The sequence below is a fragment of the Pseudomonas sp. WOUb67 genome, assembly GCF_050058005.1.
Lineage (GTDB): Bacteria > Pseudomonadota > Gammaproteobacteria > Pseudomonadales > Pseudomonadaceae > Aquipseudomonas > Aquipseudomonas putida_R.
Map to the genome: position 1 here is coordinate 4,181,798 of NZ_CP170112.1, position 26,104 is coordinate 4,207,901.

Below are 26,104 nucleotides of genomic sequence, written 5' to 3' on the forward strand. Positions count from 1 at the left end.
ATTTAGCCAATCCCGCTCGGGCCAGCCTGCCGCCTCCGATCGGTCTTCTACAGGTGGCAATGCAGCAGCCAATACGAATTCAACGATCTGTCGAACACCTCGATAGGGCCGACCACGCGGGCCAGAACCCGCCGTCCGCCCAGGGAAAAACGCCATGCAAGCTTCCAACCTCGCCCTGCCCCTGACCCAGCCGCAAGCCGCCAACACCACCGTCAGCAAGCGCCTGCCCAGCCCACACCTGCTCAAGCAGCAGATGCCGCTGTCCAGTGAACTGGCCCAGCAAGTCCAGGCCCACCGCCAGGCCATCCGCAATATCCTCGAAGGCCGTGACGAGCGCCTGTTGGTCATCGTCGGCCCGTGCTCGATCCACGACCCCCGCTCGGCCCTGGAATACGCCGACCGCCTGGCCGCCCTCAGCCGCGAAGTCGATGACAAGCTGCTGCTGGTGATGCGCGCCTACGTCGAAAAACCGCGTACTACCGTGGGCTGGAAAGGCCTGGCCTACGACCCGCACCTTGATGGCAGCGACGACATGCACTCGGGTATCGCCTTGTCCCGCGGGCTGATGCTGAGCATGATCGAACGGGGCCTGCCGGTTGCCACCGAGCTGCTGCAACCTATGGCCGCCGGCTACTTCGACGACCTGCTGGCCTGGGCCGCAATTGGCGCACGTACCACCGAATCGCAAATTCACCGCGAAATGGTCAGCGGCCTGGAGCTGCCGGTCGGCTTCAAGAACGGCACCGACGGCGGCATCGCCATCGCCAGCGACGCCATGCGCAGCGCTGCCCACCCGCACCGCCACTTCGGCATGGATGCGCAGGGCCACCCGGCGATCATCGAAACCCTGGGCAACCCCGATACACACCTGGTACTGCGCGGTGGCCACAAGGGCCCCAACTACGACGCCAACAGCATCGCCATGGCCCGCCAGGCCCTGGCCAAGGTGGGGTTGCAGGCGCGGATCATGGTCGATTGCAGCCACGCCAACAGTGGCAAGGACCCTGCTCGCCAGCCAGCGGTGTTCAACGATGTGCTGGAACAACGCCTGGCCGGCGACCGCTCGATCGTTGGCGTGATGATCGAGGGGCACCTGTTCGATGGCTGCCAGGCGCTGGGCAAGGGGGCACTGAAGTACGGCGTGTCGATCACCGACGGCTGCCTGGGCTGGGCCTCGACTGAAACCCTGTTGCGTGAGGCGGCACAAAAACTGTAAGCCGAGGTTGCGAGCCTGGCGAGACATACCCCAAGCAAGTGCGCTAGGCTTGCCTTTTTACCCCAAGGAGCAGTACCCATGGCCCGTGCAACCGCCCGCCACATCCTGGTCAGCAGCGAAGACAAATGCAACGAACTGAAAGCCCAGATCGAAGCAGGCGCCGACTTCGCTGAAATCGCCAAAGCCAACTCCACCTGCCCGTCCAGCCGTCAGGGCGGTGACCTGGGCTCGTTCGGCCCAGGCCAGATGGTCAAGGAATTCGACACCGTGGTGTTCAGCGCCCCGGTCAACACCGTGCAAGGCCCGGTGAAGACCCAGTTCGGCTACCACCTGCTGGAAGTGACCAGCCGCCAGGACTGATTCACCCCTCCCGGTGATGAGACTCCCTGTGGGAGCGGGTTCACCCGCGAATAGGCCAGACCTGAAAACCTCATTGTCTGCTCTGGCCTATTCGCGGGTGAACCCGCTCCCACAGGTTTTATTGGCGTTTGTTGTGACCTGCACGCCTGTTACGATCCAGGCCGCCCCCAGCCACGCCCTCACCGTCTACGACGAAACTCCCCGCTACACCCCCAACTTCCAGCACTTCGACTACGTAAACCCCGACGCCCCCAAGGGCGGCATCCTGCGCCGCTCGGCCATCGAGATCGGCCAGTTCGACCATATCCTGCCGTATATCGACAAGGGCATCGGCGTCAGCGAGGTCGACGGCCTGCTCTACGCGCCCCTGGCGGTCCGCTCGTTCGATGAACCCTACACCGTCTATGGCCTGATCGCCCGAAGCATGGAGCGTGGCCCGGACGATGCCTGGTTGCGTTTCGAGATAGACCCGCGCGCCACCTTCGCCGATGGCAAGCCGGTGCGCGCCGAGGACGTACGGTTCACCTTCGAGCTGTTGATGAGCAAGGGCAGCCTCAAGTACCGCACCCAGTTCGCCGACGTGACCGGCGTGACCGTGGAAGGCCCACAGCACGTGCGCTTCGACTTCAAGCCCGACCACGGCCGCACCCTGGAGCTGGACCTCGCCAGCCTGCCGGTACTGCCCGAACATGACTGGCAGCAGCGCGACTTCGCCAACGGTGCCGGTTTCGACAAGCCGGTCGGCAGCGGGCCTTACCGCATCGGGCGCATCGACAATGGCCGCAGCATCACCTTCGAACGCAACCCGACCTGGTGGGCGCGCAACCTGCCGACCAGCCGTGGCCGCTACAATTTCGACCAGCTGCGCATCGAGTACTTCGGCGACACCGAAGTGGCGCGGCAAGTGCTTAAAGGCGGTGGCTACGACTACAACCGTGAGTTCTCCGCCACCGCCTACACCCTGGGTTACAACGGCGCGCAACTGGACGACGGCCGCTTGCAGCGCGCCCACCTGGGCCCGGCCAAACCGCAGGTTGCCCAAGGGTTCGTGTTCAACCTCGACCAGCCGCAGTTCAAGGATAAGCGCGTGCGCCAGGCGCTGGGCATGCTGTGGGACTACGAGTGGAGTAACCGGCAGATGATGCGCAACCTGTACATCCGCCAACAGAGCGTGTTTTCCAACACCCCACTGGCGGCCCGCAAGCTGCCGGATGCCGGCGAACTGAAGCTGCTCGAACCGCTGCGTGGCAGCGTACCGGACGAAGTCTTCACCACCGTGTTTACCGCTCCGGTCACCGATGGCTCGGGGATTATCCGCAAGCAGCAGCTGCAGGCCCTGGCGCTGCTTGAACAAGCCGGCTGGCACCCCGAAGGCGACCGCCTGGTGAACAGCCAGGGCACACCGCTGGCATTCACCTTCCTCAACGGCCAGTCAGGCCTGGAGCGCCTGCTGCTGCCGTGGAAACGCAACCTGGCACAAATCGGCGTCACCCTGAACATCCGCAACGTCGATTCGGCCCAGTACGTGAACCGCCTGATGGCACGCGACTACGACATGATCGTCACCGGCTACCCGGTCACCCTGTCGCCCGGCGCCGAGCTGTACAACTACTTCGGCTCGGCAGCCGCCCACGACCCCGGCTCGAACAACCTGATGGTGCTGCAGGATCCGGCCGTGGACCAGCTGGTCGACGGCCTGGTGCGCGCCGACACCCAGGCCGACATGCTGCGCCACGCCCATGCACTGGACCGGGTGCTGCAATGGAACTACTACTGGATCCCCAACTATTACCCGCCGGGCAGCTCCACTGCCTGGTGGAACCGCTTTGGCCTGCCCAAGGTGCAGGCCGCCTATGACGAAGGCCTGGACACCTGGTGGGAAGTAAGCCCCACCCCGCTGACCAACGCGCAAATGGCCGAACGCCGGAAGGCCTCGCCATGACCACCTACATCCTGCGCCGCCTGTTGCTGATCATCCCGACGCTGTTGGCGATCCTGCTGGTCAATTTTGCCATCGTCCAGGCCGCGCCGGGTGGCCCGGTGGAACAGGCCGTGGCGCGCCTGCAAGGCCTCGGCGGCGGCGCACCGGGCGCCCGGGCCGAAGTGGTGCACAGCGAGTCGCGTGCCACCCGTGGCCTGGACCCGAAACTGATCGAGGAGATCAAGCGCCAGTACGGCTTTGACAAGTCCGCCCCCGAACGCCTGTGGTTGATGCTCGGCCAGTATGCCCGCCTGGACTTTGGCAGCAGCTTCTTCCGTGGTGCCAAAGTCACCGACCTGATCCTCGACAAGCTGCCGGTCACCCTGTCCCTGGGTTTCTGGGCCACCCTTATCACCTACCTGGTGTCGATCCCGCTGGGCATCCGCAAGGCGGTGCGCCACGGCAGCCGTTTCGATGCCTGGAGCAGCGCACTGATCGTGATCGGCTACGCCCTGCCCTCGTTCCTGTTCGCCTTGCTGCTGATCGTGCTGTTCGCCGGTGGCACCTCGCTCAACTGGTTCCCGGTACGCGGCCTGGTCTCGGAAAACTTCGACGAGCTCAGCCTGTTGGGCAAGGTCGCCGACTACTTCTGGCACCTGGTGCTGCCGGTCGGGGCGCTGGTGATCGGCGGCTTCGCAACCCTTACGTTGCTGACCAAGAACGCCTTCCTCGACGAGATTTCCCGCCAGTACGTGGTCACCGCCCGGGCCAAGGGCCTGAGTGAGCGCCGGGTGCTGTATGGCCATGTCCTGCGCAATGCCATGCTGCTGGTGGTGGCCGGCTTGCCGCAGGCACTGATCACGGTGTTCTTCGCCGGCTCGTTGCTGATCGAGGTGATCTTCTCGCTCGATGGCCTGGGCCGCCTGAGTTACGAGGCCGCCGTATCGCGAGATTACCCGGTGGTGTTTGGCACGCTGTTCATCTTTACCCTGGCAGGCCTGTTGATCCGCCTGATCGGGGACCTGTCGTACACCCTGCTCGACCCGCGTATCGACTTCGACACGAGGGCGCACTGATGCTGTCGCCCGTCTCGCGCCGCCGCCTGCAACGCTTTCGCCGCAACCGCCTGGGCTGGGTCTCGCTGTGGCTGTTCGCCGGCCTTCTGCTGCTGTGCCTGGGCGCTGAACTGGTGGCCAACGACAAGCCGCTGCTTCTAAGTTACAAGGGCGAGCTCTATGTGCCGGCGCTCAAGCGCTATAGCGAGCGGGAATTCGGCGGCCAGCTGCCATTCCAGCCCGACTACCGCAGTGCCTATGTACGGCAACTGATCGCGGACCAGGGCGGCTGGATGCTGTTCGCGCCCATCCCGTTCAGCGCCGATACGCCTAACTACGACCTGCTGGTACCCACCCCCAGCCCGCCCAGCGCGAGCAACTGGCTAGGCACCGACGACCAGGGCCGCGACGTGCTGGCACGGGTGCTGTATGGCACGCGGGTATCGCTGCTGTTTGCCTTTGCTCTGACCATGGTCAGTGTGTTTATCGGCGTGGTGGCCGGCGCGTTGCAGGGCTACCACGGCGGTTGGGTCGACTTGCTCGGCCAACGCCTGCTGGAGGTGTGGTCGGGGTTGCCGGTGCTGTACCTGCTGATCATCCTCAGCGGCTTTGTCGAGCCGGATTTCTGGTGGCTGTTGGGCATCATGGCGCTGTTCTCCTGGCTAACCCTGGTCGATGTGGTGCGCGCCGAGTTCCTGCGTGGGCGCAACCTGGAGTACGTGAAAGCCGCTCGCGCGCTGGGGTTGCCGGACAGCCAGGTGATGCTGCGGCATATCTTGCCCAATGCCATGAACGCCACGCTGACCTATGTACCGTTCATGCTGACCGGGGCGATCACCACCCTGACTGCACTGGATTTTCTCGGTTTCGGCATGCCGGCCGGGAGTGCCTCGCTGGGTGAGCTGGTGACCCAGGGCAAGCAACATCTGGAAGCGCCGTGGCTGGGCTTTACGGCGTTTTTTGCGCTGGCGGTGATCTTGTCGCTGCTGGTGTTCATCGGGGATGCCTTGCGCGAGGCGTTCGACCCCAGAAGATGAGTTTTCACGCCCGGACTCTTCGCGGGTAAACCCGCTCCCACAGCGCCTGTGGAGACCCTGTGGGAGCGGGTTCACCCGCGAAGAGGCCGGACCTGCCTTCACTTGACAAGGAGCTTTGCATGACCCTCACAGGCAAGACTGCACTCGTCACCGGTTCCACCAGCGGCATCGGCCTGGGTATCGCCCAGGTGCTGGCCCGGGCTGGCGCCAATATCGTACTCAACGGCTTTGGCGACCCGACACCGCCGCTCGCCGAGATCACCCGGCATGGAGTGAAGGCTGTCCACCACCCCGCCGACCTGTCGGACGTGGCCCAGATTGAAGCGTTGTTCGCCCTGGCCGAGCGCGAATTCGGTGGCGTCGACATCCTGGTCAACAATGCCGGCATCCAGCATGTAGCGCCGGTGGAACAGTTCCCGCTGGAAAGCTGGGACAAGATCATCGCCCTGAACCTGTCAGCCGTGTTCCATGGCACGCGCCTGGCCCTGCCGGGCATGCGCACCCGCAACTGGGGACGCATCATCAACATTGCCTCGGTGCATGGCCTGGTCGGCTCGACCGGCAAGGCAGCCTACGTGGCGGCCAAGCATGGTGTGGTCGGCCTGACCAAGGTGGTGGGCCTGGAAACCGCCACCAGCAATGTCACCTGCAACGCCATCTGCCCCGGCTGGGTGCTGACCCCGCTGGTGCAAAAGCAGATCGACGATCGTGCTGCCAACGGTAGCGATCCGCTGCAGGCACAGCATGATCTGCTGGCCGAGAAGCAACCGTCGCTGGCGTTTGTCACTCCCGAGCACCTGGGTGAGCTGGTACTATTCCTGTGCAGCGAAGCCGCAAGCCAGGTTCGCGGCGCCGCCTGGAACGTCGATGGTGGCTGGTTGGCCCAGTGACGGGCGGCCTGGGCCTGGCAGCGGGTTCGCATTCGTTTATCTGCAAGGAGGCCCTATGCGCCCTACCCCGATGACTGCAATCCTGGCCCTCACCCTGGCTGCCGCCGCGCCTGCGATGGCGGCCAGCCTGAAGGACGTCGCGCCTTACCCCGAAGCGGAAAAAGGCTTTACCCGGCAGGTCATCCACCTGCCGGCACAGGCCGATGAGTCGGCTTACAAACTGGAAATCCTTGCCGGCAAGACCTTGCAGGTCGACTGCAACCGCCAGCGCCTGGGCGGCAGCCTGGAAGAACGCACCCTGGAAGGCTGGGGCTACAACTACTACCGCCTGGACAAAGTCAGCGGCCCGGCCAGCACCCTGATGGCCTGCCCGGATGGCAAGAAGACCAAGGCCTTCGTGCCAGTGATCGGTGACGGCTTCCTGCTGCGCTACAACAGCAAGCTGCCGGTGGTGGTGTATGTGCCCAAGGATGTCGAGGTGCGCTACCGCATCTGGTCAGCGTCCCAGGACGTGAAAAAGGCCAAAGCCGAGTGAGCTCGAAGCCTACGCGATCCCTGTAGGAGCGGCCTTGTGCCGCGATGGGCCGCAAAGCGGCCCCGGCAATCTGCACTGCGAAGCTGAAAATGTGGGGCCGCTTTGCGGCCCATCGCGGCACAAGGCCGCTCCTACACAGAGCACGCAATCGCTTCGAAGCGAATCTATCAGGCATAATGCGCCCCTTTTTTGCGCCACGAAGCACAGGTACCCCATGAAAGCCCAAGCCCGCCACATCCTGGTCAAAACCGCTGACGAAGCCGAAAAGCTCAAACAGCGCATCGCCAACGGCGAGGCTTTCGACGTGCTCGCCAAAAAGTTTTCGATCTGCCCTTCAGGCAAGCGCGGCGGCGACCTGGGCGAAGTCCGCCCAGGACAGATGGTCGGCGCTATCGACCAAGTGATTTTCAAGAAGCCGTTGCGTGTGGTGCACGGGCCGATCAAGAGCAAGTTCGGCTACCACCTGGTGCAAACGTTCTACCGCGATTGATGGCAGCGGGCCACCTGACATTTCTGCCAGTTGTCCCGTCGCCCCGCATTACATACAACTCAGGCAGGGCCGAAGCCGCCCCGCTGGCGTCGCTTCAGGTAGTGGACCCTTCAATGGCCCCGGAGACCTGCCTATGCGATGCCCCCGCTTGCTGCTGCCTGTTGCATTTCCGCTTCTGGCACTGCCGTTACTGGCTCACGCCCAATCCCTGACGGTGACGCCCGGAGAAAACCTTGGTGCCCTCGTGCAAACCGATGCTGCTGATGAGTTCAACATCAGTGGCGGCTCGGTGCAGTCATTGCAACAAGGCAATGGCCTGGACACCTTCACCATGTCCGGTGGCACGCTAGGGTCGTTGAACCAGGGCGGCGACATGGACACCTTCAGCATGACCGGCGGCACCATCACGGGCGCATTCGAAGATGGCGACACCGCGTGGTTCAAAGGCGGCAGCATTGGCCGAATCGACCTCAAGCTTGCTGACAACTTCCTCGAGATATCCCAAGGGCTCGGGGTCGAAACGGTTGTTGTCGGCAACGTCGTCAGTGGGCTTGGCAACGACACGATCATCATGACAGGCGGCACCATCGGCGGTGATATCAGCACCAGTAGCGGCGTTGACAAGATAACCATCAGCGGCGGCACGCTCGAAGGCGAGATACGCACCGGCAACGGCAAGGATGAATTCACCTGGACGGGTGGCCAGATCGGTAAGCGGGTCATCCTGGAAAGTGACGATGACACTGCCACCGTCCGCGCCCTCGACCTCGGCAACTCGGCCGTAATCCTGGACGGCGGCACCGGAACCGACACGCTGACGTTCGAGCAGAGCCAGGTCGGCCAAGGGGCGCTGTATAACAACTGGGAGTCCATCCACCTCAAGCAAGGCAGCCAGCTGACCCTGAACGACACCCTCACCCTGGGAGACCTTGGCAGCGATCAGCCACGCGTGATCCCCGCCACCGGGACCGGCACCCTGCAAATCGATGCAAGCAGCTCGCTGATCAGCCGCCAGGGCAGCATTGTCAGCATCCAGAATGGCACCAACGCATCGGTAGTCAACGCCGGCACCATCGACCTGAGTCGTGGCAACGACGCCCAGGGCCGCTTGACCATTCAGGGCGATTACACCGGCACCAACGGCACCCTGCGCCTGAACAGCGTGCTGGCAGGCGATGGCGCTGCCTCCGACCGTTTGGTGGTCAGCCGTGGCGCCATCAGCGGCTCCAGCCAATTGCTCATCAACAACCTCAATGGCGCAGGTGCAGCGACTGCCCAGAACGGCATCCAGGTGGTCGAGGCCCGTGACGGCGCCACCAGCACCGCCACAGCATTCGTGCAGACACAAACGCTAACGGTGGGGGCCTATGACTACCGCCTGTTCAAAGGTGGTGTGACCGCTGGCAGCGAAAACAGCTGGTACCTGCGCTCGACGTTGGTCGCGCCACCTGCTCCCGCACCGGTGCCCGAGCCCGGACAACCGACACAACCGACACAACCATCGGAACCGGGTGAGCCACCGGTGATAGCTCCTGCCCTGACGCCACCTGTTGCCGCACCGGCACCCGGCCAGGTCGACCTGCCTGCCCCCGTGCAAGGCGAAAGCCTGCCGCTGTATCGCCCGGAGGTCCCGGTTTACGCTGCGGCCCCAAGAGGCGCTGCGATCATCGCCCGCCAGGCCCTGGGCACCTTCCATCAGCGCCAGGGCGACCAGCAGTTGCTCAAAGGCGAAGGCGCCCTGCCCGCCAGTTGGGGGCAGGCCTACGGCGGCACGCTGCGCCAGCAATGGAGCGGTACGGTCAGCCCGAGCCTGGATGGCGATCTGTATGGCTTCAAGGTGGGCCAGGACCTGTATGCCAAGGCGGGTGACAGCGGTTATCGCCAACATGTCGGTTTTTACGTCAGCCACAGCCGCCTGGACGCCGACGTCAAAGGTTTCGCCCTGGCCGTGCAGGACCGCAGCGTGGGTGACCTGAAGCTCGATGGCGACAGCGTCGGCACCTACTGGACGCTGGTCGGGCCGCAAGACGCGTACCTGGATGCAGTGTTGCAGTACACCCGTCTCGATGGGCGAGCCCGCTCGGACCGTGGCGACAAGCTGAACATCGACGGCCACGCCTGGACGACGTCGCTGGAATCCGGCTACCCCATTGCCCTGTCCGAACACTGGACGCTGGAGCCACAAGTCCAGCTGATTGCACAAAAAGTGTCGCTCGACAGCGCAAGCGATGGTGTCTCGCGCGTCAGCCATGACGCCCAGGTCGAGCTGACCGGCCGCCTGGGCGTGCGCCTGGAAGGTGCGTTCACGGGAAACAGCGGGCGCCTGCTGCAGCCCTATGCGCAGGTCAACCTGTGGCACGGCGACGGTGGTCGCGACACCTTGACCTTCGATGATGTCGACAAGATCAAGACCGACTACCGCTATACCTCGGTGCAACTGGAAAGCGGCGTGGTGGCGCAGGTCAGCGAAGCGCTGAGCCTGCATGGCGGCGTGCAGTACACCGCCAACCTGGACAGCCGCCAGCAGGAAGCCAGCGGCGTCAACCTGGGGGTGCGCTGGCAGTTCTAGCGGCGCGCCGCCAGCAAGCCGAGGCCGGCGCAGCCCAGCAGGGAGGCGCTGACCCGGTTGAACACGCGGCGCGGGCCAGGCTGGCTGAACCAGCGCTGCATGTAGGCGCCCAGGCCTGCGTAAAGGGCAATGGCCGCCCATTCCAGCAGCAGGAACAGCGCGCCCAACCACAGGAACTGCTCGCTCACCGGCGTGGCGCTGCCGACCGTAACGAACTGCGGCAAGAAGGCGGTGAAGATCAGGATGGCTTTGGGGTTGCCGGCCGCCACCCAGAACTCCTGGCGCGTCAGGCGCCAGGTGCCACGCGGGTGGTCCGTTGCCACCACGGCGTCGCCTACCGGTGCACGCCACAGTTGCCAGGCGATGTAGAACAGGTACGCCGCACCCACTACCTTGATGGCCAGGAACAGGTATTCACTGGTGTGCAGCACCACGGCCAGGCCCATGGCCGCCAGGGCGATCATGCCGCTGAAGGCGACGATGCGACCACCACCGGCCACGCAGGCCGTGCGCAGGCCGTAGCGGCTGGCGTTGTGCAGCGACAGCAGGTTGTTCGGCCCCGGCGCCATGTTCAGGGCAAAGCAGGCGGGGATGAAAAGCAGCAGGCTTGAAAGGTCCATTGTTGTTTTCCATTGGCAACAGGTGTCTATTTCCGCGTGTGCCGGGCCTTGCGGTCAAGCTACAGCCAGCGATAAAAACTGTATGGGTACACGGCACCTGTTACGCTGCCGGCGAAACCGAGGATCTTGTGATGCCCCGCTCCCACGCCGCGCAGTGGCGCGACCCGGCACTCCCGCATGTGGAAAGCCGCCGCGCCTGTCATAGCCGGGCCTGTTACAAGGCCCACAGCCACCCGACGTTTTCCATCGGTGCGGTGGATGCCGGCCACAGCCATTTCAGCGGCGCCGCGAATGGCCAGGAACGCCTGACACCCGGTACGCTGGTGCTGGTGCCAGCCCACCGCGTACACGCCTGCAACCCCGAGCCCGGGAAAGCCTGGAGCTACCAGATGCTGCATGTGGATGCCGACTGGCTCATGCAGCTGCGTCTGGAGTCGGGGCTTGCCGGCGACGGGCTCGGCGAGCCGGCGCGTATCTGTCGGGATCCAGCGGTGTATAGGCAGTTCTGCGAACTGAACGGGTTACTGTTCTCCGGCGCCAGCAACGGTGAGAAGGATGCGGCGCTGATGGCCTTTGTGGGTGACCTGGACGTTTCAGCCCAGGCCCCTCTGGCTGCAGCCCCTGCCTTGGGGGCGACTGCGTTGAGCGGGTTGATCGCGCGTCTCGAAGGCCAGGACCCTGCGCAACTGAGCCTGGAGGTGCTGGCCCGCGAAGCCGGCCTTGGGCGCTACCAGCTGATCCGCGCGTTCCGCACGGCCACCGGGTTGACGCCGCATGCCTATGTGCTCAATGCCCGGGTCAATCGCGGGCGGCAGTTGTTGGGCGAAGGGCTGGCACTGGCGGAGGTCGCTTACCAGCTCGGGTTTGCCGACCAGAGCCATTTCCAGCGGGTGTTCAAGGCCCATGTGGGGGTGACACCGGGGCAGTATCGGGGCGATTAAAGGCATGCGCGATCCCCTTGTAGGAGCGGCCTTGTGTCGCGATGGGCTGCGCAGCAGCCCCCGACAATCTCTGCTGCGAAGCTGAAAATCTGGGGCTGCTGCGCAGCCCATCCGACCGGTCCGGCGCTCCGGCAAGGCCGCTCCTACAAAGGCAATGTGCCTACCGCTCAGGTTTGCAATATTCTTCAATACCCCCGACATACCCTGCAGCAGACTGCGGTTTTCCCGCAGAGCCGCCCCGCCCATGCAACAGTTCCTGATCATCGCCCTCGCCCATTTCCTCGCCCTGCTCTCACCCGGCCCGGACTTCTTCCTGGTCGCACGCAGCTCGATCAACCGCGGCTGGCGCATCGCCAGCGGCGCCTGCCTGGGCATTGCCCTGGCCAATGGCGCGTTCATCGCCATGGCCTTCACCGGCCTGTCAGTGTTGCAGGAAGGCAGCCTGCTGTTCACCACCCTGCAACTGGCCGGCGCCAGTTACCTGCTGTACATCGGCGTGCTGTTCCTGCGTCATGCCGGGCAAACCAGCCTGCGCTCAGTCGCTGACAACCAGCGGGTTCAAGGCTGGTGGCACAATCTGGGCATGGGCTTCCTGTCCGGCATCCTCAACCCCAAGAACGCACTGTTCTATGCCAGCCTGGCCAGCATGGTCGCCAGCGCCAGCGTCGGCTGGAAAACGGCTTACGGCCTGTGGATGTTCAGTATCGTCCTGCTCTGGGACCTGCTGGTTGCCGTGGCCATCGGCAACCAGCGGGTACTGCGGCGCTTCGCTCGCAGCCTGCCGTGGCTGGAGCGGGCTTCAGGGGTCATGCTGGTGATATTGGCTGCGGCGTTGCTGCTGCATCTGGCCCGGGGCTGACCAGTTGCAAGGTGCGCATGTCCATCAAGGTAAAGTGGCCACTCGCCCAGCCTCCCGTATCCAGGTGCCAGACATTGCCCAGCCGCTTTGCCTCCAGCACCGGCGTGTGGCCGACCAGCAAGGCACGCAGGCCCTGCACCGGTTGGGTATCGCCTTCCTTCAGGCGCCGCCGCGACCACTGGCACACCTCGCGTACCTTCGGGTCGTCATCCAGCTCCAGCTCCAGCCATGAACGCAGCACTGTCCAGTCAGCAAACGGGCTGTCTGCATGCAGCAACCCGACCAGGCCGGCCGCGCTTTCCACTTCGATGGCAATCGGCAATTGCTCGAAGCGCTCCACGAAGCGCAATTGCGCGGCCCGCGGCAGGTCCAGGAACCAGCTTCCACCCGCTGCGCGGTACATGTCCAGGTCAAGCCGCCCCCCACGCACGCGAGTGATCGCCAGCGCCTCATGGTTACCTTGCACCGCATGGAACCAAGGTCGCGCGAGCCACTCCAGCACGGCCTCGCTGTGCGGCCCGCGGTCGACCAGGTCACCCACACTGAACAGGCGGTCTACGGCCGGGTCGAAACCCACCGCTTCCAGGCACTGTTCCAGGCGCTGGAAGTGACCATGGATATCGCCCACCGCCAAGTCACGTCCCCGGATATTGGCGAGCAGCCGCCGAAACCGTCCCATTACAATCTTCCTCTGCAGGTGCTGCCATGGCGGGCGTAAAATGGAGACACCCCCCATCTACCCCGGAGGTGCATCATGCGTACCGCCCTCGTGTGTGCCGTGCTCATGGCGCTGTCACTGAACAGCATGGCACAAGGCGCCCCGGCCGCGCAGGTCGAGGTGCGTTTCGACCACCCGGAAAAATTCCGCGACGCCAGCCTGAACAGCCACGGTTATGAGCGTGGCGCTGACGACTATGTGATGAAATCCCTTACCCAGTACCTGCAGAAGCTCGGCCAGCGTTACCTGCGACCAGGCCAGCAACTGGTCATCGACATCCGCGATATCGACCTGGCCGGGCGCTTCGAGCCCTGGCACAGCCAGGCCTACGATGTGCGTTTCATGCGTGAGATCACCTGGCCGACCATCGACCTCACCTACACCCTCAGCCAGCCGGGTAAACCCGCCCAGCAGGCCGAGGAACGGGTCAGCGACAAGATGTACCTCAGCCGCCCCGGCCGGGTCGCCAGCAGCAGCGACCGCCTGTATGCCGAGAAGGCCATGCTCAACGACTGGTTCCGCCAGCGCTTCGCAGCGAACCCCGCAACCTGAAAAACCCTTCACTGGTACAGGCGTTGGTGCCGATAGTATGCTCGGCCCTTCAACCTGTACCAGGGAAGGGTTTTTCAATGAAACTGTGCGCCGTGCAACTGGCGTCGCTCAAGGGCGATTTGCCAGGCAACCTCCAGCGTCACCTGGCCTGCATCGAGCAAGCCGCGGCCCTTGGCGCCGAGCTGCTGGTGTTCCCCGAACTGTCGCTGACCGGCTACGAGCCAAGCCTTGCGCGCCAGGCCGCCTTGCCGGTCAACTCCGCGCAACTGGCCCCGCTGCAGGCAGCCTGTGACCGCCTCGGTGTCACCGTGGCCGTTGGCCTGCCGTTGCCGACACCCGACGGTATTCGCATCGGCATGCCCATCTTCAGCCCCGGGGCACCGCGCCAGGCCTATGCCAAACGGCGCCTGCATGATGACGAGCTGCCCTATTTCACCTCAGGCGATCAGGCATTGCTGCTGCAAGTAGGCGACCTTCGGGTAGCACCGGCGATCTGCTACGAATCGATGTTCATGGCGCACGCCGCCGCTGCCCGCGAGCACGGCGCCGACCTGTATCTGGTCAGCGTGGCGAAAACCGCGAAGGGCATCCGCGAGGGATATGCGCACTACCCGGAGGTGGCCCGTGAACTGGCCATGCCGGTATTGATGGCTAACTGTGTGGGGCCGGCAGACACCTTCATCGGTGCCGGCGGTTCGGCAGCGTGGGACAGCCAAGGGCGCTTGCTGGCCAGCCTGGATGATCACAGTGAAGGGCTGATCATGCTGGACACTACCCATGCCAGCGCAATGGCACTGCCCTTGGACCCATACCCGGCATGATCTACCTGTTTGTGGCGTTGCTGAGTTACACCTGCACCTACTACCTGGTCGGTTTGCTGATCCAGGGCCAGCTTGCCGATGTGGCCGAGGGTTTGCGCCATCGGCCCGATGCACCGACACCCGGCGAGTACCTGCGTGAGGTCAAAGCCCACGCGCGCCGGGCCCATCGGCAATACACCCTGATGGCAGGCTCGGCGCTGGCGTTATTCGCCTGCCTGGTCGCCAGCTGGTTCAGCTGACCCCTACAGGTCCAGTGCCAGGCTTTGCCGGCCCTCCAGCGCCAGCAGGTACTGCTTGGCCGCCAGGCCACCGGCAAAGCCGGTGAGGCTGCCCGAAGCACCGATCACACGGTGGCACGGGGCAATGATCGAGATCGGGTTGCGACCGTTGGCGGCGCCTACCGCTCGCACCGCGCTGGGGTTGCCGATTTGCCGGGCGATGTCGCCGTAGCTGCGGGTTTCACCAAAGGGTATCGCCAGCAGCGCGGCCCATACCTGGCGCTGGAACTCGGTACCGGCGAAATCCAGCGCCAGCTCGAAGCGCTGGCGTTTGCCCGCAAAGTACTCGCCAAGCTGCCGCGCGGTGTCCAGTAGCACCGAGCACTGGTCGTCACGGTGCAAGGCACCGAGGCGCACGCGGTTTTCCCGTTCCTCTTCCCACAGTACGGCTGCCAGGCACTCGCCGCGGGCGACCAGGGTCAGGGTGCCGACGGGCGAATGCATGAAGGTGAATGCGCTGGACATGAGCGGGTTCCTGCCTGTTTGCGTTCGGCGTACTGTACGCATCCACAGCCCTGCACGCACCCGCTTTCTTGCTCAGGTAATTGCACAACCGGCAATCCGGCGCGCTTCCCTGAGGTTGACCTTGGGGATCAGCTCGGCCGGAATGCGCGAGATCGACGACAGGTTGTAAACGTGGAAGTGCTCGTTCACCACCTCCCTGGCCATCAGCGTCAATGACGGCAGAATGCGGCTGTCCCAATGCTGGTCGAGCCCGCACGGCGAACACTGCCCCTGGCCGTTCTCGTAGAAGCGGCCGACGCTCTGATCCAGGTCCACCCCTACCAGCAACACTTCTTCAAAGCCCAGGTGATAGGCCAGCTGCAAGGCCACGTACGCCACTGTGCGGGCATCGAAGAAACCATGGGCCAGGTCTTTGCTGAAGGCAATCGAGCGGCTGCGTTTGCTCCACAGTGTGCGGTTACACACGCAGTTGTCACCATGGCCCCGCAAACCGTCCAGCAGCCCCGGCGTATCGGCTTTGTGCAGGGCGTAGCACTCGGTGGCGGCTGGCACATCGGCACCCGCATACTGTTCCGGCCAGAGCGCCAGGCGCTCGCTGTCGCGCAAGGCGGTGGCGAACAAGGCGGGCTGTTGCTGGCGGAAGCTTTTGTCGGTGCACACGTAGAAGAAAGGCTGGATGCCGTGTTCAGCGGTCATCGCGACCGAACCGTTCATGGCGATGATGGGTAAATGGGCGAATTCGCCCAGCGGAAAATGCTTGGCAGAGGCGCCGGAGGCAAGGATCACCACGGGGCCCTGTTGGGTATTGCGACACGCCTCGAAACTGGAGAACGCCCCGCGTTCAGCGCTTGGCTGCGACGGAAGTGTGTTCATCTATGGCATCTTTAACTGGACGGTTCAAACCACAATACTGAACCGTGGATGTGCTGCGGCCGCTTTTACCTAACTTTACCTACCTGAACATAATAGACCGCCATGTCCTTTACTGACGGGGTCCCAAAGGGCTACACAGCGGGCAGGCGATGCTTGTTCAACACCGCCTGATCCGGCAGAGGCCGTCATAGCAGACCACCTCGGGCCCAGGTCGTTCCCCACTGTGGGTCAGGACACCCGATTACCGCTACCGAGGCGACAAACGGGTCGCTGGTGTGGTTTGGCCGTCAACCCAGGAATAGCCTGTACGCCGGGTTTTCAGTCTCATCCCAGTACCGATACCCCATCTCGTCCAGCGCTAGCGGCAGGCCGGCCAACTCATCCTTTGGTACCTCCAGCGCGGCAAATACCCGGGCCTCCGCCGCCCCGTGGTTGCGGTAATGGAACAGGCTGATGTTCCAGCGCTTGCCCAACCGTTCCAGGAAGCCCAGCAACGCTCCCGGGCGCTCGGGGAACTCGAAGCGCAGCACCCGCTCATCAGCGCCTGGCGCAGCGTGGCCACCCACGGTATGGCGCACATGCAGTTTCGCCAGCTCGTTGTCGGTCAGGTCCAGCACGCTGTAACCCTGCTCGCTCAGGTTGACCAGCAGCTGGTCACGCGGGTCGTGCACAGGGTGAGTCTGCACCCCGACAAACAGGCGCGCTTCCTTACCTGGGTAATAGCGGTAGTTGAATTCGGTGATCTGCCGCTTGCCCAGCGCCTGGCAGAAGGCGCGGAAGCTGCCCGGCTGCTCGGGGATGGTCACGGCGATGATCGCCTCGCGCTGCTCGCCCAGTTCGGCACGCTCGGCCACATGGCGCAGGCGGTCAAAATTGACGTTTGCCCCGGAATCAATCGCTACCAGGGTCTGCCCCTGCACGCCATCGCGGGCCACATACTTCTTGATCCCGGCTACCGCCAAGGCACCAGAAGGCTCGGTGATCGAACGGGTGTCGTCGTAGATGTCCTTGATCGCCGCGCACAGTTCGTCACTGCTGACGGTGACCACTTCATCTACAAAATGCCGGCACAGCTCAAAGCAGTGGGCGCCGATCTGCGCCACTGCCACACCGTCGGCGAAGGTCCCGACCTGCGGCAGGATCACCCGCTCGCCGGCGGCCATGGCGGCCTGCAGGCAGTTGGAGTCCTCCGGCTCGACGCCGATCACCTTCACCTCGGGGCGCAGGTACTTCACGTAGGCAGCAATGCCGGCGATCAGCCCGCCACCGCCCACCGGTACGAAAATGGCGTCCAGCGCGCCCGGGCGCTGGCGCAGGATTTCCATGGCCACGGTGCCCTGCCCGGCGATCACGTCCGGGTCATCGAACGGCGGCACAAAGGTGGCGCCTTCGCTGTCGGCCAGCGTCAGGGCATGGGCCAGGGCGTGCGGGAAGCTCTCGCCGTGCAGCACCACGTGCCCGCCGCGCGAACGCACCCCTTCCACCTTCAGCGACGGCGTGGTGGTCGGCATGACGATGGTGGCCTTCAGGCCCAGGTGCGACGCGGCCAGGGCAACGCCCTGGGCATGGTTGCCCGCCGAGGCGGTGATCACCCCTCGCTCGCGCTGCAGGGTACTGAGGCGTGACAGACGAGTATAGGCGCCGCGGATCTTGAACGAGAAGGTGGGCTGCAGGTCTTCGCGCTTGAGCAACACCTGGTTACCCAGGCTGGCAGACAGCGCAGGCGCGGCTTGCAGCGGCGTTTCGATGGCCAGGTCGTACACCGGCGCGGCCAGAATGCGCCGCACCTGCTCCGACAGCAGTTGCTGGGGGGTGACGGTTGTACGAGGGACGCTGAAGCTGGTCATCGATGACTCCTTGGCTTTTTTATGGTGCCCAGGAGTCAGAGAGAAAAAACCCGCCTCCAGGGCGGGTCAGGTGCACGTACGCGCTAGCCCGCCAAGCTGATAATGGCGGTAATAATAATGGCGTTCACATGCGGGAATGTATTCATGGGGTAGGAACTTAGCCGTTAGTGCAGCACAAAGTCAACACTTGGCCTGCTGCGCCGAAAGCGGCACATCGAACACCTTGTCGAACCCCCACTGGAAGGCAAAGGCGTAAACGAAGAAGAACACGAACAACGCCAGGTTGGTCAGCAGCGCCGCCCACAGGCTCACATCCAGCCAGTACGCCACCAGTGGCAGCAAAATCACCACCAACCCGCCCTCGAAGCCCAAGGCATGCAGCAAGCGCCGCAGGAAGGTTCGCTCACGGTTGCGCTGGCGCGCTTCCCAGCGCTCGAACACCCAGTTGTAGCCCATGTTCCAGCTCATCGCGATGCCTGACATCAGCACCGACAGGATGGCCGACTGCGCCATGCCGGCACCAAACGCCAGCTCCAGCGCAGGCGCCACGCAGGCGACAGCGATGGCTTCGTAAAGAATGGCCTGGACGATCTTGCGGGCCTTGCCTTGCATGTTCAGTTCTCTGGGTAGACGACCCGTAAAGCTACAATATGTCGCACACAAGAAAAAGCCCGAAATTTGGACAACGGCGCGTTCGGCTGCTTGTATCTATCCCGTACAAACAGCGACATCTCGTACAACTTCGTCGAGGGAACCGAGCGAGGATAAGACGATGGTCCACTGCCCCCTGCCGGTGACTGCTGCATGAGCCTGGCATTCATCGATTTTCTCACCTACGTGCTGTTCGGCCTGAAGATCCTGGCCATCACCCTGGCCTCGCTGATGTTCCTGCTGGGCCTGGACGACCTGTTCATCGACCTGTGCTACTGGGGCCGCAAGCTGATCCGGCGCTTTCGCGTGTATGACAAGTTTGAGAAGGCCGACGAAAAGCGCCTGTACGAAGTGCCGGAAAAACCCCTGGCCATCATGGTCCCGGCCTGGAACGAAGTGGGCGTGGTCGGTGAAATGGCGCGCCTGGCGGCTTCCACCATCGACTACGAGAACTACCAGATTTTCGTCGGCACCTACCCCAACGACCCGCAAACCCAGGCCGACGTCGACGCGGTGTGCCTGCACTACCCCAACGTGCACAAGGTGGTGTGCGCACGCCCTGGGCCTACCAGCAAGGCCGACTGCCTGAACAACATCATCGACGCCCTGCTGCGCTTCCAGCAGGACGCTGGCATCGAGTTCGCCGGTTTCATCCTGCATGACGCCGAAGACGTGATCTCGCCCATGGAACTGCGCCTGTTCAACTACCTGCTGCCGAACAAGGACATGATCCAGATCCCGGTCTACCCCTACGCACCGGAATGGAAAGGCTTTACCGCCGGCCACTATGTCGACGAGTTTGCCGAAAACCACGGCAAGGACGTCATCGTCCGCGAAGCCCTGACAGGCCAGGTGCCCAGCGCCGGTGTCGGCACCTGCTTCAGCCGCCGCGCCATCAGCGCGCTGCTGGAGGACGGCGACGGCATTGCCTTCGACGTGCAGAGCCTCACCGAAGACTACGACATTGGCTTTCGCCTGAAGCAAAAGGGCATGAAGTGCATTTTCGCCCGCTATTCCATCACCGACCCGGCGCTGACCCTGAAGCAGGAATGGCGCCCGGGCATGAGCCGGGAATTCTCCCAGGTGATCTGCGTGCGCGAGCACTTCCCGCGTGACTGGCAGCATGCCATCCGGCAGAAGTCACGGTGGATCGTGGGTATCGTGTTCCAGGGCACCAGCAACCTCGGCTGGAGCCGCAAGGGCGCGCTCAACTACTTCCTCTGGCGCGACCGCCGCGGGCTGTTCGCCTACCTGCTGAGCTTTTTGGTCAACTTGCTGTTGCTGGTGTTGCTGGCCATGTGGCTGGTCACGGTGATTGCGCCGAACTCGTGGCGCTTCATGTCGATCCTCAGCGACAGCTGGCTGCTGTCTACCCTGCTGTGGCTGAACGGGCTGATGCTGTTCAATCGCCTGTTCCAGCGCGGCTGGTTCGTCACCCGTTTCTATGGCATTGGCGAAGGCCTGCTGTCGGCACCGCGGATGATGTGGAGCAACTTCGTCAACTTCTTCGCCAACCTGCGTGCCCTGCGCCAGGTGATGGAAATGGGCGACTCGCGGCGCGTGGCCTGGGACAAGACCACCCATGAATTCCCCGACATCGCCGCCCCTGCCCGCACGCCGCTGGGCCAGCGCCTGGTGGCCAAAGGGCTGATCAGTGATGAACAGTTGCAAGAGGCAATCACCAGCCCGGTACGCCGGCGCCTGGGCCGCGAACTGCTGCTGCGCGGCTGGGTGAACAGCGAACAGCTCGTCGCCACCTTGGCCGAGCAACTGGACCTGCCCTGGGCGCCGCTGAACCCGTTCAAGCTCGACCCGCAACTGATTGCCACGCTACCCCGCAAACTGGCGACGCACTATGGCGTGCTGCCCGTTGCCGAAGACGGCGACACGCTGATCCTGGCCAGCGAAAGCCCGGTCAGCCAAGTGTCGCTGGGGGTGATCAGCCGCTACCTGAAACGCCCGGTCCGCGTGCGCCTGGCGCCGCAAGGCCGGGTAACCCTGGGGCTGCGCTACCACTACCCAAGCCCCTGGCAGAAGCCGGAAACCCGCGACATGCTGGCCATCCTCGAACGCCATCAGGACGATGAAGCGCTGCTGGAGCGTGTCAGCCACCACCAGATCATGCTCGGCACCCTGTTGCAGGTGCGCGGCATGGTCCCGGTCACCCTGTTCAACCAGGCGCTGATCGACTTCGACCCCGAGCGCCAAAGCCTGGGCGAGCACCTGATCGCCCGCGGCATCATCACCGAGCAGGTGTTGCAGCAGGCGCTTGACGAACAGGCCAGCGAGCAGCAGGCCGCCCTTGATCTGACCCGGGAGGTGGCATGAAGCCGCGCTTTTCCCTCACTTTCACTGGCCTGTTGCTGTGCTCCGCCGCGCTGCCTGTGGCCGCCTCGGCACCGATGACCGACTTTCAGCGGTTCACCAGCTTCCCGTTCATGGACCGTGGCTACCGTGAGGCCAAGAAAGACAACTGGGCCGAGGTCGAGCGCCTGACCCGCCACGTGCTGGGCCGGGTGCCGAACAACGACGAGGCCCGCGCACTGCTGGTAGAAGCCCTGGCCCAACAACGCCGCTACAAGGAAGCCGAAGCGCTGGCGGCACAGCTTGACGGCAGCCCCGAATACGCCGACGCCCTGCTCGAACTGCGCCTGACCTGGATCGAACAGGACCCACCGCCGGCCAGTCAGGTGGAACAGTGGCTGGCGGCCAGTGAGGGAAATCAACGCGTGCGCCTGTGGCAGGCCTACAGCCTGAGCCTGGCCAAATTCGGTGGCGCGGGCAAGGCGCTGGACTGGCTCAGCCAGTTGCCGCCCAGGGATGACGGCCAGGTATTGCGCCTGGTCCGGGCCAACTTCGCCGAACAACTGCGCAACTGGAAAGAAACCATCGAGCAACTGCAACCGCTCGCCGACAAGGGCCAGTTGCCCGCCGAAGACTGGCAACGCCTGGCCAATGCCTATGTCCAGCAGGTGGATGAAAAAGGGTTGAACGCACTGCTTGCCAGCGCGCCCTCCCCCCAAGCAGCTGACCAGGCGCGCCTGGCCATGGCCAACCGCGCCATTGCCGTGGGCCACAACCAGCAAGCCCAGCGCTGGTTGCAGTCGCTGCCGCCCGATCAGCTGAACCAACCCGACCAGCGCCAGCAACTGTGGGAGCTGGCCCGCAAAGGCGACGATGCAGCGCTGGTGCGGCGCCTGAGCAACGACCTGCAGCGCCCCTGCCTGGACACCGTCGACTGGCTGTCACGCCATGACCCGGACCTGGCCCGCGAACAGTTCAAAGGCTGCACACCCACTACCGACGCACGCGCCTACCCCGTGCTCAAGCAACGCCTGTATGGCGACCCGCCGCAGCCCCCACAACCGCGCACAGCCAGCGAGTGGGAAAACCGCTACCGGCAAAGCGGCGACCTGGCCGCACTGGAGCAAGCCACCTTCCTGCTGGTGGAACAGGGCCAGACCGGACACGCCCGGCAACTGCTGGAACAGGCCTACGACCGCCGCCAGGGCCGCCTCAGCCCATCGCTGTTACAGCGCCTGGGCAACCTGTATGCCCGCAACGACGGGCCGCTGGACAGCCACCGCATGCTCGGCCTGATCCCCCGGGTCGATGCCAATACCCGTGCCCAGTTGCTCGGCCGCCTGGCCGAGGCAGGCCAGTGCGACGCCGTGCGCCAGGCGGTGCCGGCCACACCCCGCGAGCCCGGCCAGTACCGCGCCCTGGGCCGCTGCGCCATGCCCGACCAACCCGGTGAAGCGGTGGTCTACTACCAGGCCGCCGAGCGCCTGGGCGACACCGGCAACCGCTTGCCGTTGGCCTATGCACTTGAAGCCGCCGGCGATTCCGAAGCCGCGTTGCCCATCTGGCGCAGCCTGCCAGACGCCGCCTGGACCGACAACGCACGCCTCACGGCCGCCGGTGGCGCGCTGAACGCAGGCGACGCTGACGCGGCCCGCCGCTATTGGGACGCCGCCGCACACCGCAGCGCCGATGACTGGGCACTGGGCGCAGCCATTGCCCAGCGCCAGGGCGACTACCAGGCGGCCCTGGGTTTCCAGCGCCGGGCCTTGGCAAGCAACCCACGGGCCGACCATTACTACGCGGCTGCCAGCACCGCGCAACTGGCCGGCGACAGCGCCCAGAGCATGGCCTGGCTCGCCGAAGCCGTGCGCCTGGCCCCCGATCAGCCGCGTTACCGCGCCGACTACGGCATGCGCCTGGCCGGCTCGACAGACAAGGCCCAGCGCCGCCAATCGATCCCTTACCTGGAGCGTGCCACCCACGACTTCCCCGAGGATTACCGCCTTGGCGAAACCTTGGCCTTGCGCTACGACGAAGCCGAAGACAGCGCCTCGGCACGCCGCGAGCTGCGGCGCATCCTCGATGTGGAGCAGAACCTGGTCGACGGTGACGACGAATACGGCAGCCTGGAAGCCCGCAAATACCGCCAGCGCCGTGCCCACGAAAGCCTGTCACGGCGTGACACCATCACCCTGGCCAGTACCTGGTCACCCGCCGGCACCTCGACCAACGACAAGTTCCTCGACAACGGCCAGCGCAGCGGCAGCTCACGCCGTGCCCAATCGCAGAACGTGCAGTTGGCCATGTGGGACCATGCTCTGGGCGAAGAACCCAGTCGCAACGGCAGCACCCTGTCGGTGTATGGCCGGGTACTGTTCGGTGGCCAGAGCCGCACCGACTATGCGCAAAGCATGGGTACTGGCGTCGGCCTGCGTTACAAACCGCTCGGCCAGGCCAACCTCAACCTGTACGCCGAGCTGTACCACCAGCGGCAGATCGACGAAGCGCATTACCGGGGCCTGAGCCTTGGCCAGCTGCTGAGCCCGGCCAAAGTCGGCGGCAACTGGGGCGACCTGCGCCACCATGCCGAATCGAGCAACGACCTGCTGTTGCGCGCCACCGCCTCGTTCCTCGACCAGGGCGACTGGCGCAATGACTGGCGTGTGGATGAAGACAACTGGAACGAGCGCTTCCTCTACCTCGACGCGGCCTGGTGGACCCGCGCCGGCGACCACGCCTGGCTGTCGCGCTACCAGCAAGGCCATGCCTGGAAACTACCCGGCAGCTCCCCGCAAACCCTCATGCCCTATGGCTTTGTCGAGTTCTCCAGCCAGGACCCGAGCAACGACTGGCGCCAGGACGCCCGGGCCGGGGTTGGTGTGCGCTGGCAATGGTGGTTCGATGACGACCGCTACAACGCCTACCGCGGCTCGCTGAAAGTGCGTGCCGAGTACCAACAGTCGCTGGGCGGCAATCTTTACCAGCGCGCCAACGGCGTGCTGGTCGGTGCGGAGATGACCTTCTGATGCGTGCGATCCTCGCCTTCTGCCTGCTTGCCCTGTGCCTGCCCGCCACGGCCGACCAGCGCCTGTTCTACCAACCCCTCAACCGCGACGCCAATGTCACCCCCGCCCAGTGGCAACAACTGTGGCATGCCACCGTGGCCCAGGGGGGCAAGACCCTGATCGTGCAATGGAGCGCCTATGGCGACAGCGACTTCGGCGGCGCCCAGGGCTGGCTGGCCAGCAGCCTGCGCAGCGCACGTGCCCAAGGCCTGCAGGTGGTGCTGGGGCTGTACATGGACCCCGCCTACTACCAGCGCCTGGACGAACTGGACGGCGAAGGCCTGAACAGCTATTGGACAGCGCAACTGGGGCGCTCACTCACCCAGTACCAGCAACTGCGCCAGGCCTGGCAATTGCCGGTGGAGGGCTGGTACCTGCCCATGGAGCTGGACGACCAGCATTTTCGCGACCCCGCGCGGCGCGAAGCGCTGTTCAGCCAGTTGCAAGCCTTTAACGGCCAGCTGGACAAGCCACTGCACATCAGTGCCTTCAGCGCAGGCAAGCTGTCGCCCCGGGTCAACGCCGCCTGGCTGGATCAACTGGCTGGCCTGGGCTTGAGGGTGTGGTGGCAGGATGGCGCAGGGACCGGGCGATTGCCGCCGTTGGTGCGCCAAGGTTACGAACAGGCCTTGCCGTGCCGGATAGGGGTAGTGCGCGAGGCGTTCCGCCAGGTGAGTGCGCCAGGTCAGGTATTCAGGGCTGAGCCTGCCGAGCCGAAGCTTGCCAGCGGGTGCCATGCCGAGGCAGTGTTTGCCTTGCGCTACCGGCCTTGGGCCCAGGGCGTTTTGCCACAGAATTGAGTTGCCAGGCCCGGCCCTTTCGCAGCACAAGGCTGCTCCTACAGGTCTCGCATGCCTCCTGTAGGAGCAGCCTTGTGCTGCGAAGAGGCCGGCCTGACAACGCAGTACCCCCAGGAGCTCACCCATGTTCAAGACCATCGAGGAACACGTACGCAAGCAGGTTGCCCCCGCCGCCCTGCGCGCCGAGTTCCGCCAGCACGAATTCGAGTCCATGCGCCCGTTCTGCCTGCTGGTTATCTGCGTCAGTATCCTGATCTGGCTGGTCTTCGACCTGATCGTCAGTTTCCTCGCAGGACAGGGCTTCACCTGGCTGTCCTACCTGTTCATCTCCATGCTCGGCTGCCTGGCCGTCGTCCTGAACTTTACCCGCCGCAGCCATCACTTCGACGTGCTCAACCTGCTGTTCATTGCCATCATCACCTTGGGCATGCGCCTGCTGATCGAGGGCATCCCGGTCACCCTGCGGCCGGTGTGGCTGGTGCTTGGGGTCTCCGCCGTCCTGTATGCCGTGTCGGTGCTGCCGGTGCGGCGCTGGTCGTTTTTCTGCGCCATGGTCATGACCTGGGTGATGCTCAACCCCTTCTACCACACCCGTATCGAGCCCGACGCACTCGAAGGCGCCATGCTGATCAGCTATGCCGTGTTCCTCAGCGGCCTGGTCAGCTACAGCTACCTGCAGATCCGCAAGACCAAGCTGCACAACTTCTACCTGTCCAAGGTGCTGCTGGAGCAGGCCTATGTCGACGCGCTGACCGAAATCCCCAACCGCCGCTCGTTCATGGCCAAAGCGGAGCAACAGTTGCAACAGGCAACCCCCGGGCAGTACCTGGCGATGGTCGACATAGACAACTTCAAGAAGGTCAACGACCGCTTCGGCCACGACGTTGGTGACGAAGTACTCAAACGCGTTGCGCTACACATCAAGACAGCCATGGTCGACGCCGAGTTTGCGCGGTTGGGCGGCGAGGAATTCGCGATCTTTCTTGAGGGGCTGGACCAGCAAGGCGCTGAACAGCAGGTGGAGGCACTGCTACGCAGGGTGCGTGAAGATTCAGGCGCTCATCCGGTGACGATCAGCATCGGCCTGGCACAGGTGAGCGCAGGCGATACGTTAACCATGGCGCTGATCAAGGCCGACCAGGCGCTGTATGAAGCCAAGCACACCGGCAAGGACCGGTTTGTGTTGTGGAGTACACAGTTGGCGCAACAGGGTTAGCAGGCCCGGCCTCTTCGCGGG

24 protein-coding genes are annotated in these 26,104 nt (G+C 64.4%); 18 read left to right on the plus strand and 6 right to left on the minus strand.

The features are described from left to right. Window positions 1-154: 154 nt before the first annotated feature. From ABOC32_RS18635 to ABOC32_RS18675, 9 genes are all read left to right on the plus strand, one after another. Window positions 155-1,216, plus strand: a complete 1,062-nt coding sequence (locus tag ABOC32_RS18635; RefSeq protein ID WP_086975592.1) for a 3-deoxy-7-phosphoheptulonate synthase — start codon at window positions 155-157, stop codon at window positions 1,214-1,216. A gap of 78 nt (window positions 1,217-1,294) precedes the next feature. Next, window positions 1,295-1,576, plus strand: a complete 282-nt coding sequence (locus ABOC32_RS18640) for a peptidylprolyl isomerase (RefSeq protein ID WP_003248318.1) — start codon at window positions 1,295-1,297, stop codon at window positions 1,574-1,576. 13 nt (window positions 1,577-1,589) lie between these two features. Next, window positions 1,590-3,518, plus strand: coding sequence for an extracellular solute-binding protein (locus ABOC32_RS18645; RefSeq protein ID WP_426808336.1), 1,929 nt, complete (start codon window positions 1,590-1,592; stop codon window positions 3,516-3,518). Continuing rightward, window positions 3,515-4,573: a microcin C ABC transporter permease YejB gene (locus tag ABOC32_RS18650; RefSeq protein WP_063424135.1), complete on the plus strand. Its 1,059-nt coding sequence runs from the start codon at window positions 3,515-3,517 to the stop codon at window positions 4,571-4,573. Before ABOC32_RS18645 ends, ABOC32_RS18650 begins: the two co-directional genes overlap by 4 nt. After that, window positions 4,573-5,589, plus strand: coding sequence for an ABC transporter permease (locus ABOC32_RS18655; protein WP_426808337.1), 1,017 nt, complete (start codon window positions 4,573-4,575; stop codon window positions 5,587-5,589). The genes ABOC32_RS18650 and ABOC32_RS18655 overlap by 1 nt, the downstream gene beginning before the upstream one ends. Before the next feature lie 119 nt (window positions 5,590-5,708). Beyond that, on the plus strand, window positions 5,709-6,479 hold the full coding sequence (gene hbdH, locus ABOC32_RS18660) for a 3-hydroxybutyrate dehydrogenase (protein ID WP_426808338.1): 771 nt from the start codon (window positions 5,709-5,711) through the stop codon (window positions 6,477-6,479). Between the two features lie 55 nt (window positions 6,480-6,534). Further along, window positions 6,535-7,014, plus strand: coding sequence for a serine protease inhibitor ecotin (eco, locus tag ABOC32_RS18665; RefSeq protein ID WP_426808339.1), 480 nt, complete (start codon window positions 6,535-6,537; stop codon window positions 7,012-7,014). A gap of 214 nt (window positions 7,015-7,228) precedes the next feature. Next, window positions 7,229-7,504 carry a peptidylprolyl isomerase gene (locus tag ABOC32_RS18670; protein WP_016499499.1) on the plus strand — a complete coding sequence of 92 codons (276 nt, stop codon included), beginning with the start codon at window positions 7,229-7,231 and terminating at the stop codon, window positions 7,502-7,504. A 133-nt stretch (window positions 7,505-7,637) separates the two neighbouring features. Beyond that, a complete protein-coding gene (locus ABOC32_RS18675; RefSeq protein ID WP_426808340.1) occupies window positions 7,638-10,073 on the plus strand; it encodes an autotransporter outer membrane beta-barrel domain-containing protein in 2,436 nt (811 codons plus the stop codon). Here the strand turns inward: ABOC32_RS18675 and ABOC32_RS18680 are convergent. Beyond that, complete coding sequence (locus ABOC32_RS18680; RefSeq protein ID WP_426808341.1) at window positions 10,070-10,693, minus strand: LysE family translocator; 624 nt, start codon at window positions 10,691-10,693, stop codon at window positions 10,070-10,072. The genes ABOC32_RS18675 and ABOC32_RS18680 overlap by 4 nt on opposite strands. Window positions 10,694-10,824: 131 nt before the next feature. Between ABOC32_RS18680 and ABOC32_RS18685 the strand changes: the two genes are divergently transcribed. Further along, window positions 10,825-11,634, plus strand: a complete 810-nt coding sequence (locus ABOC32_RS18685; RefSeq protein WP_426808342.1) for an AraC family transcriptional regulator — start codon at window positions 10,825-10,827, stop codon at window positions 11,632-11,634. Between the two features lie 244 nt (window positions 11,635-11,878). Beyond that, the gene (locus tag ABOC32_RS18690) at window positions 11,879-12,493 is read left to right on the plus strand and encodes a LysE family translocator (RefSeq protein ID WP_426808343.1); all 615 of its coding nucleotides are present in this window, start codon (window positions 11,879-11,881) and stop codon (window positions 12,491-12,493) included. On the opposite strand, the gene ABOC32_RS18695 is transcribed toward ABOC32_RS18690, so the two are convergent. Next, entirely contained in the window at window positions 12,441-13,172 is a 732-nt protein-coding gene (locus ABOC32_RS18695; RefSeq protein WP_426808344.1) for a metallophosphoesterase, read from the minus strand. The two genes, ABOC32_RS18690 and ABOC32_RS18695, sit on opposite strands and share 53 nt — an antisense overlap. A gap of 75 nt (window positions 13,173-13,247) precedes the next feature. Between ABOC32_RS18695 and ABOC32_RS18700 the strand changes: the two genes are divergently transcribed. The 3 genes from ABOC32_RS18700 to ABOC32_RS18710 all read left to right on the plus strand — a co-directional run bounded on the left by ABOC32_RS18700 (window position 13,248) and on the right by ABOC32_RS18710 (window position 14,823). Beyond that, on the plus strand, window positions 13,248-13,763 hold the full coding sequence (locus tag ABOC32_RS18700) for a DUF3016 domain-containing protein (protein ID WP_426808345.1): 516 nt from the start codon (window positions 13,248-13,250) through the stop codon (window positions 13,761-13,763). A 77-nt stretch (window positions 13,764-13,840) separates the two neighbouring features. Continuing rightward, on the plus strand, window positions 13,841-14,584 hold the full coding sequence (locus ABOC32_RS18705) for a carbon-nitrogen hydrolase family protein (protein ID WP_426808346.1): 744 nt from the start codon (window positions 13,841-13,843) through the stop codon (window positions 14,582-14,584). After that, complete coding sequence (locus ABOC32_RS18710) at window positions 14,581-14,823, plus strand: hypothetical protein (RefSeq protein WP_426808347.1); 243 nt, start codon at window positions 14,581-14,583, stop codon at window positions 14,821-14,823. Before ABOC32_RS18705 ends, ABOC32_RS18710 begins: the two co-directional genes overlap by 4 nt. Window positions 14,824-14,826: 3 nt before the next feature. Here the strand turns inward: ABOC32_RS18710 and ABOC32_RS18715 are convergent, their stop codons facing one another. The 4 genes from ABOC32_RS18715 to ABOC32_RS18730 all read right to left on the minus strand — a co-directional run bounded on the left by ABOC32_RS18715 (window position 14,827) and on the right by ABOC32_RS18730 (window position 18,659). Beyond that, window positions 14,827-15,327, minus strand: coding sequence for a methylated-DNA--[protein]-cysteine S-methyltransferase (locus ABOC32_RS18715; RefSeq protein ID WP_426808348.1), 501 nt, complete (start codon window positions 15,325-15,327; stop codon window positions 14,827-14,829). A 72-nt stretch (window positions 15,328-15,399) separates the two neighbouring features. Beyond that, window positions 15,400-16,200 carry a lipopolysaccharide biosynthesis protein gene (locus ABOC32_RS18720; protein ID WP_426808349.1) on the minus strand — a complete coding sequence of 267 codons (801 nt, stop codon included), beginning with the start codon at window positions 16,198-16,200 and terminating at the stop codon, window positions 15,400-15,402. A 287-nt stretch (window positions 16,201-16,487) separates the two neighbouring features. Further along, window positions 16,488-18,047, minus strand: coding sequence for a threonine ammonia-lyase, biosynthetic (gene ilvA / locus ABOC32_RS18725; RefSeq protein ID WP_426808350.1), 1,560 nt, complete (start codon window positions 18,045-18,047; stop codon window positions 16,488-16,490). A gap of 180 nt (window positions 18,048-18,227) precedes the next feature. Continuing rightward, window positions 18,228-18,659, minus strand: a complete 432-nt coding sequence (locus ABOC32_RS18730; protein WP_086974925.1) for a PACE efflux transporter — start codon at window positions 18,657-18,659, stop codon at window positions 18,228-18,230. 192 nt (window positions 18,660-18,851) lie between these two features. Between ABOC32_RS18730 and nrfB the strand changes: the two genes are divergently transcribed. The 4 genes from nrfB to ABOC32_RS18750 all read left to right on the plus strand — a co-directional run bounded on the left by nrfB (window position 18,852) and on the right by ABOC32_RS18750 (window position 26,083). Then, window positions 18,852-21,026, plus strand: coding sequence for a cyclic di-3',5'-guanylate-activated glycosyltransferase NrfB (nrfB, locus tag ABOC32_RS18735; RefSeq protein ID WP_426808351.1), 2,175 nt, complete (start codon window positions 18,852-18,854; stop codon window positions 21,024-21,026). Then, entirely contained in the window at window positions 21,023-24,028 is a 3,006-nt protein-coding gene (locus ABOC32_RS18740) for a phage receptor (protein WP_426808352.1), read from the plus strand. Before nrfB ends, ABOC32_RS18740 begins: the two co-directional genes overlap by 4 nt. Then, entirely contained in the window at window positions 24,028-24,867 is an 840-nt protein-coding gene (locus tag ABOC32_RS18745; RefSeq protein WP_426808353.1) for a DUF4434 family protein, read from the plus strand. The genes ABOC32_RS18740 and ABOC32_RS18745 overlap by 1 nt, the downstream gene beginning before the upstream one ends. Before the next feature lie 124 nt (window positions 24,868-24,991). Next, window positions 24,992-26,083 carry a diguanylate cyclase domain-containing protein gene (locus ABOC32_RS18750; protein WP_426808354.1) on the plus strand — a complete coding sequence of 364 codons (1,092 nt, stop codon included), beginning with the start codon at window positions 24,992-24,994 and terminating at the stop codon, window positions 26,081-26,083. Window positions 26,084-26,104 lie beyond the last annotated feature (21 nt).

What these genes read in the sequence shown, in the direction of transcription:
- ABOC32_RS18705 (WP_426808346.1), top strand. Translation starts at nt 13,841, where the DNA reads ATGAAACTGTGCGCCGTGCAACTGGCGTCGCTCAAGGGCGATTTGCCA.
- ABOC32_RS18730 (WP_086974925.1), bottom strand. Translation starts at nt 18,659, where the DNA reads ATGCAAGGCAAGGCCCGCAAGATCGTCCAGGCCATTCTTTACGAAGCC.
- hbdH (WP_426808338.1), top strand. Translation starts at nt 5,709, where the DNA reads ATGACCCTCACAGGCAAGACTGCACTCGTCACCGGTTCCACCAGCGGC.
- ABOC32_RS18720 (WP_426808349.1), bottom strand. Translation starts at nt 16,200, where the DNA reads ATGAACACACTTCCGTCGCAGCCAAGCGCTGAACGCGGGGCGTTCTCC.
- ABOC32_RS18680 (WP_426808341.1), bottom strand. Translation starts at nt 10,693, where the DNA reads ATGGACCTTTCAAGCCTGCTGCTTTTCATCCCCGCCTGCTTTGCCCTG.
- ABOC32_RS18740 (WP_426808352.1), top strand. Translation starts at nt 21,023, where the DNA reads ATGAAGCCGCGCTTTTCCCTCACTTTCACTGGCCTGTTGCTGTGCTCC.
- ABOC32_RS18710 (WP_426808347.1), top strand. Translation starts at nt 14,581, where the DNA reads ATGATCTACCTGTTTGTGGCGTTGCTGAGTTACACCTGCACCTACTAC.
- ilvA (WP_426808350.1), bottom strand. Translation starts at nt 18,047, where the DNA reads ATGACCAGCTTCAGCGTCCCTCGTACAACCGTCACCCCCCAGCAACTG.
- ABOC32_RS18695 (WP_426808344.1), bottom strand. Translation starts at nt 13,172, where the DNA reads ATGGGACGGTTTCGGCGGCTGCTCGCCAATATCCGGGGACGTGACTTG.
- ABOC32_RS18650 (WP_063424135.1), top strand. Translation starts at nt 3,515, where the DNA reads ATGACCACCTACATCCTGCGCCGCCTGTTGCTGATCATCCCGACGCTG.
- ABOC32_RS18675 (WP_426808340.1), top strand. Translation starts at nt 7,638, where the DNA reads ATGCGATGCCCCCGCTTGCTGCTGCCTGTTGCATTTCCGCTTCTGGCA.
- nrfB (WP_426808351.1), top strand. Translation starts at nt 18,852, where the DNA reads ATGAGCCTGGCATTCATCGATTTTCTCACCTACGTGCTGTTCGGCCTG.
- ABOC32_RS18700 (WP_426808345.1), top strand. Translation starts at nt 13,248, where the DNA reads ATGCGTACCGCCCTCGTGTGTGCCGTGCTCATGGCGCTGTCACTGAAC.
- ABOC32_RS18640 (WP_003248318.1), top strand. Translation starts at nt 1,295, where the DNA reads ATGGCCCGTGCAACCGCCCGCCACATCCTGGTCAGCAGCGAAGACAAA.
- ABOC32_RS18690 (WP_426808343.1), top strand. Translation starts at nt 11,879, where the DNA reads ATGCAACAGTTCCTGATCATCGCCCTCGCCCATTTCCTCGCCCTGCTC.
- ABOC32_RS18655 (WP_426808337.1), top strand. Translation starts at nt 4,573, where the DNA reads ATGCTGTCGCCCGTCTCGCGCCGCCGCCTGCAACGCTTTCGCCGCAAC.
- ABOC32_RS18745 (WP_426808353.1), top strand. Translation starts at nt 24,028, where the DNA reads ATGCGTGCGATCCTCGCCTTCTGCCTGCTTGCCCTGTGCCTGCCCGCC.
- eco (WP_426808339.1), top strand. Translation starts at nt 6,535, where the DNA reads ATGCGCCCTACCCCGATGACTGCAATCCTGGCCCTCACCCTGGCTGCC.
- ABOC32_RS18670 (WP_016499499.1), top strand. Translation starts at nt 7,229, where the DNA reads ATGAAAGCCCAAGCCCGCCACATCCTGGTCAAAACCGCTGACGAAGCC.
- ABOC32_RS18635 (WP_086975592.1), top strand. Translation starts at nt 155, where the DNA reads ATGCAAGCTTCCAACCTCGCCCTGCCCCTGACCCAGCCGCAAGCCGCC.
- ABOC32_RS18715 (WP_426808348.1), bottom strand. Translation starts at nt 15,327, where the DNA reads ATGTCCAGCGCATTCACCTTCATGCATTCGCCCGTCGGCACCCTGACC.
- ABOC32_RS18685 (WP_426808342.1), top strand. Translation starts at nt 10,825, where the DNA reads ATGCCCCGCTCCCACGCCGCGCAGTGGCGCGACCCGGCACTCCCGCAT.
- ABOC32_RS18750 (WP_426808354.1), top strand. Translation starts at nt 24,992, where the DNA reads ATGTTCAAGACCATCGAGGAACACGTACGCAAGCAGGTTGCCCCCGCC.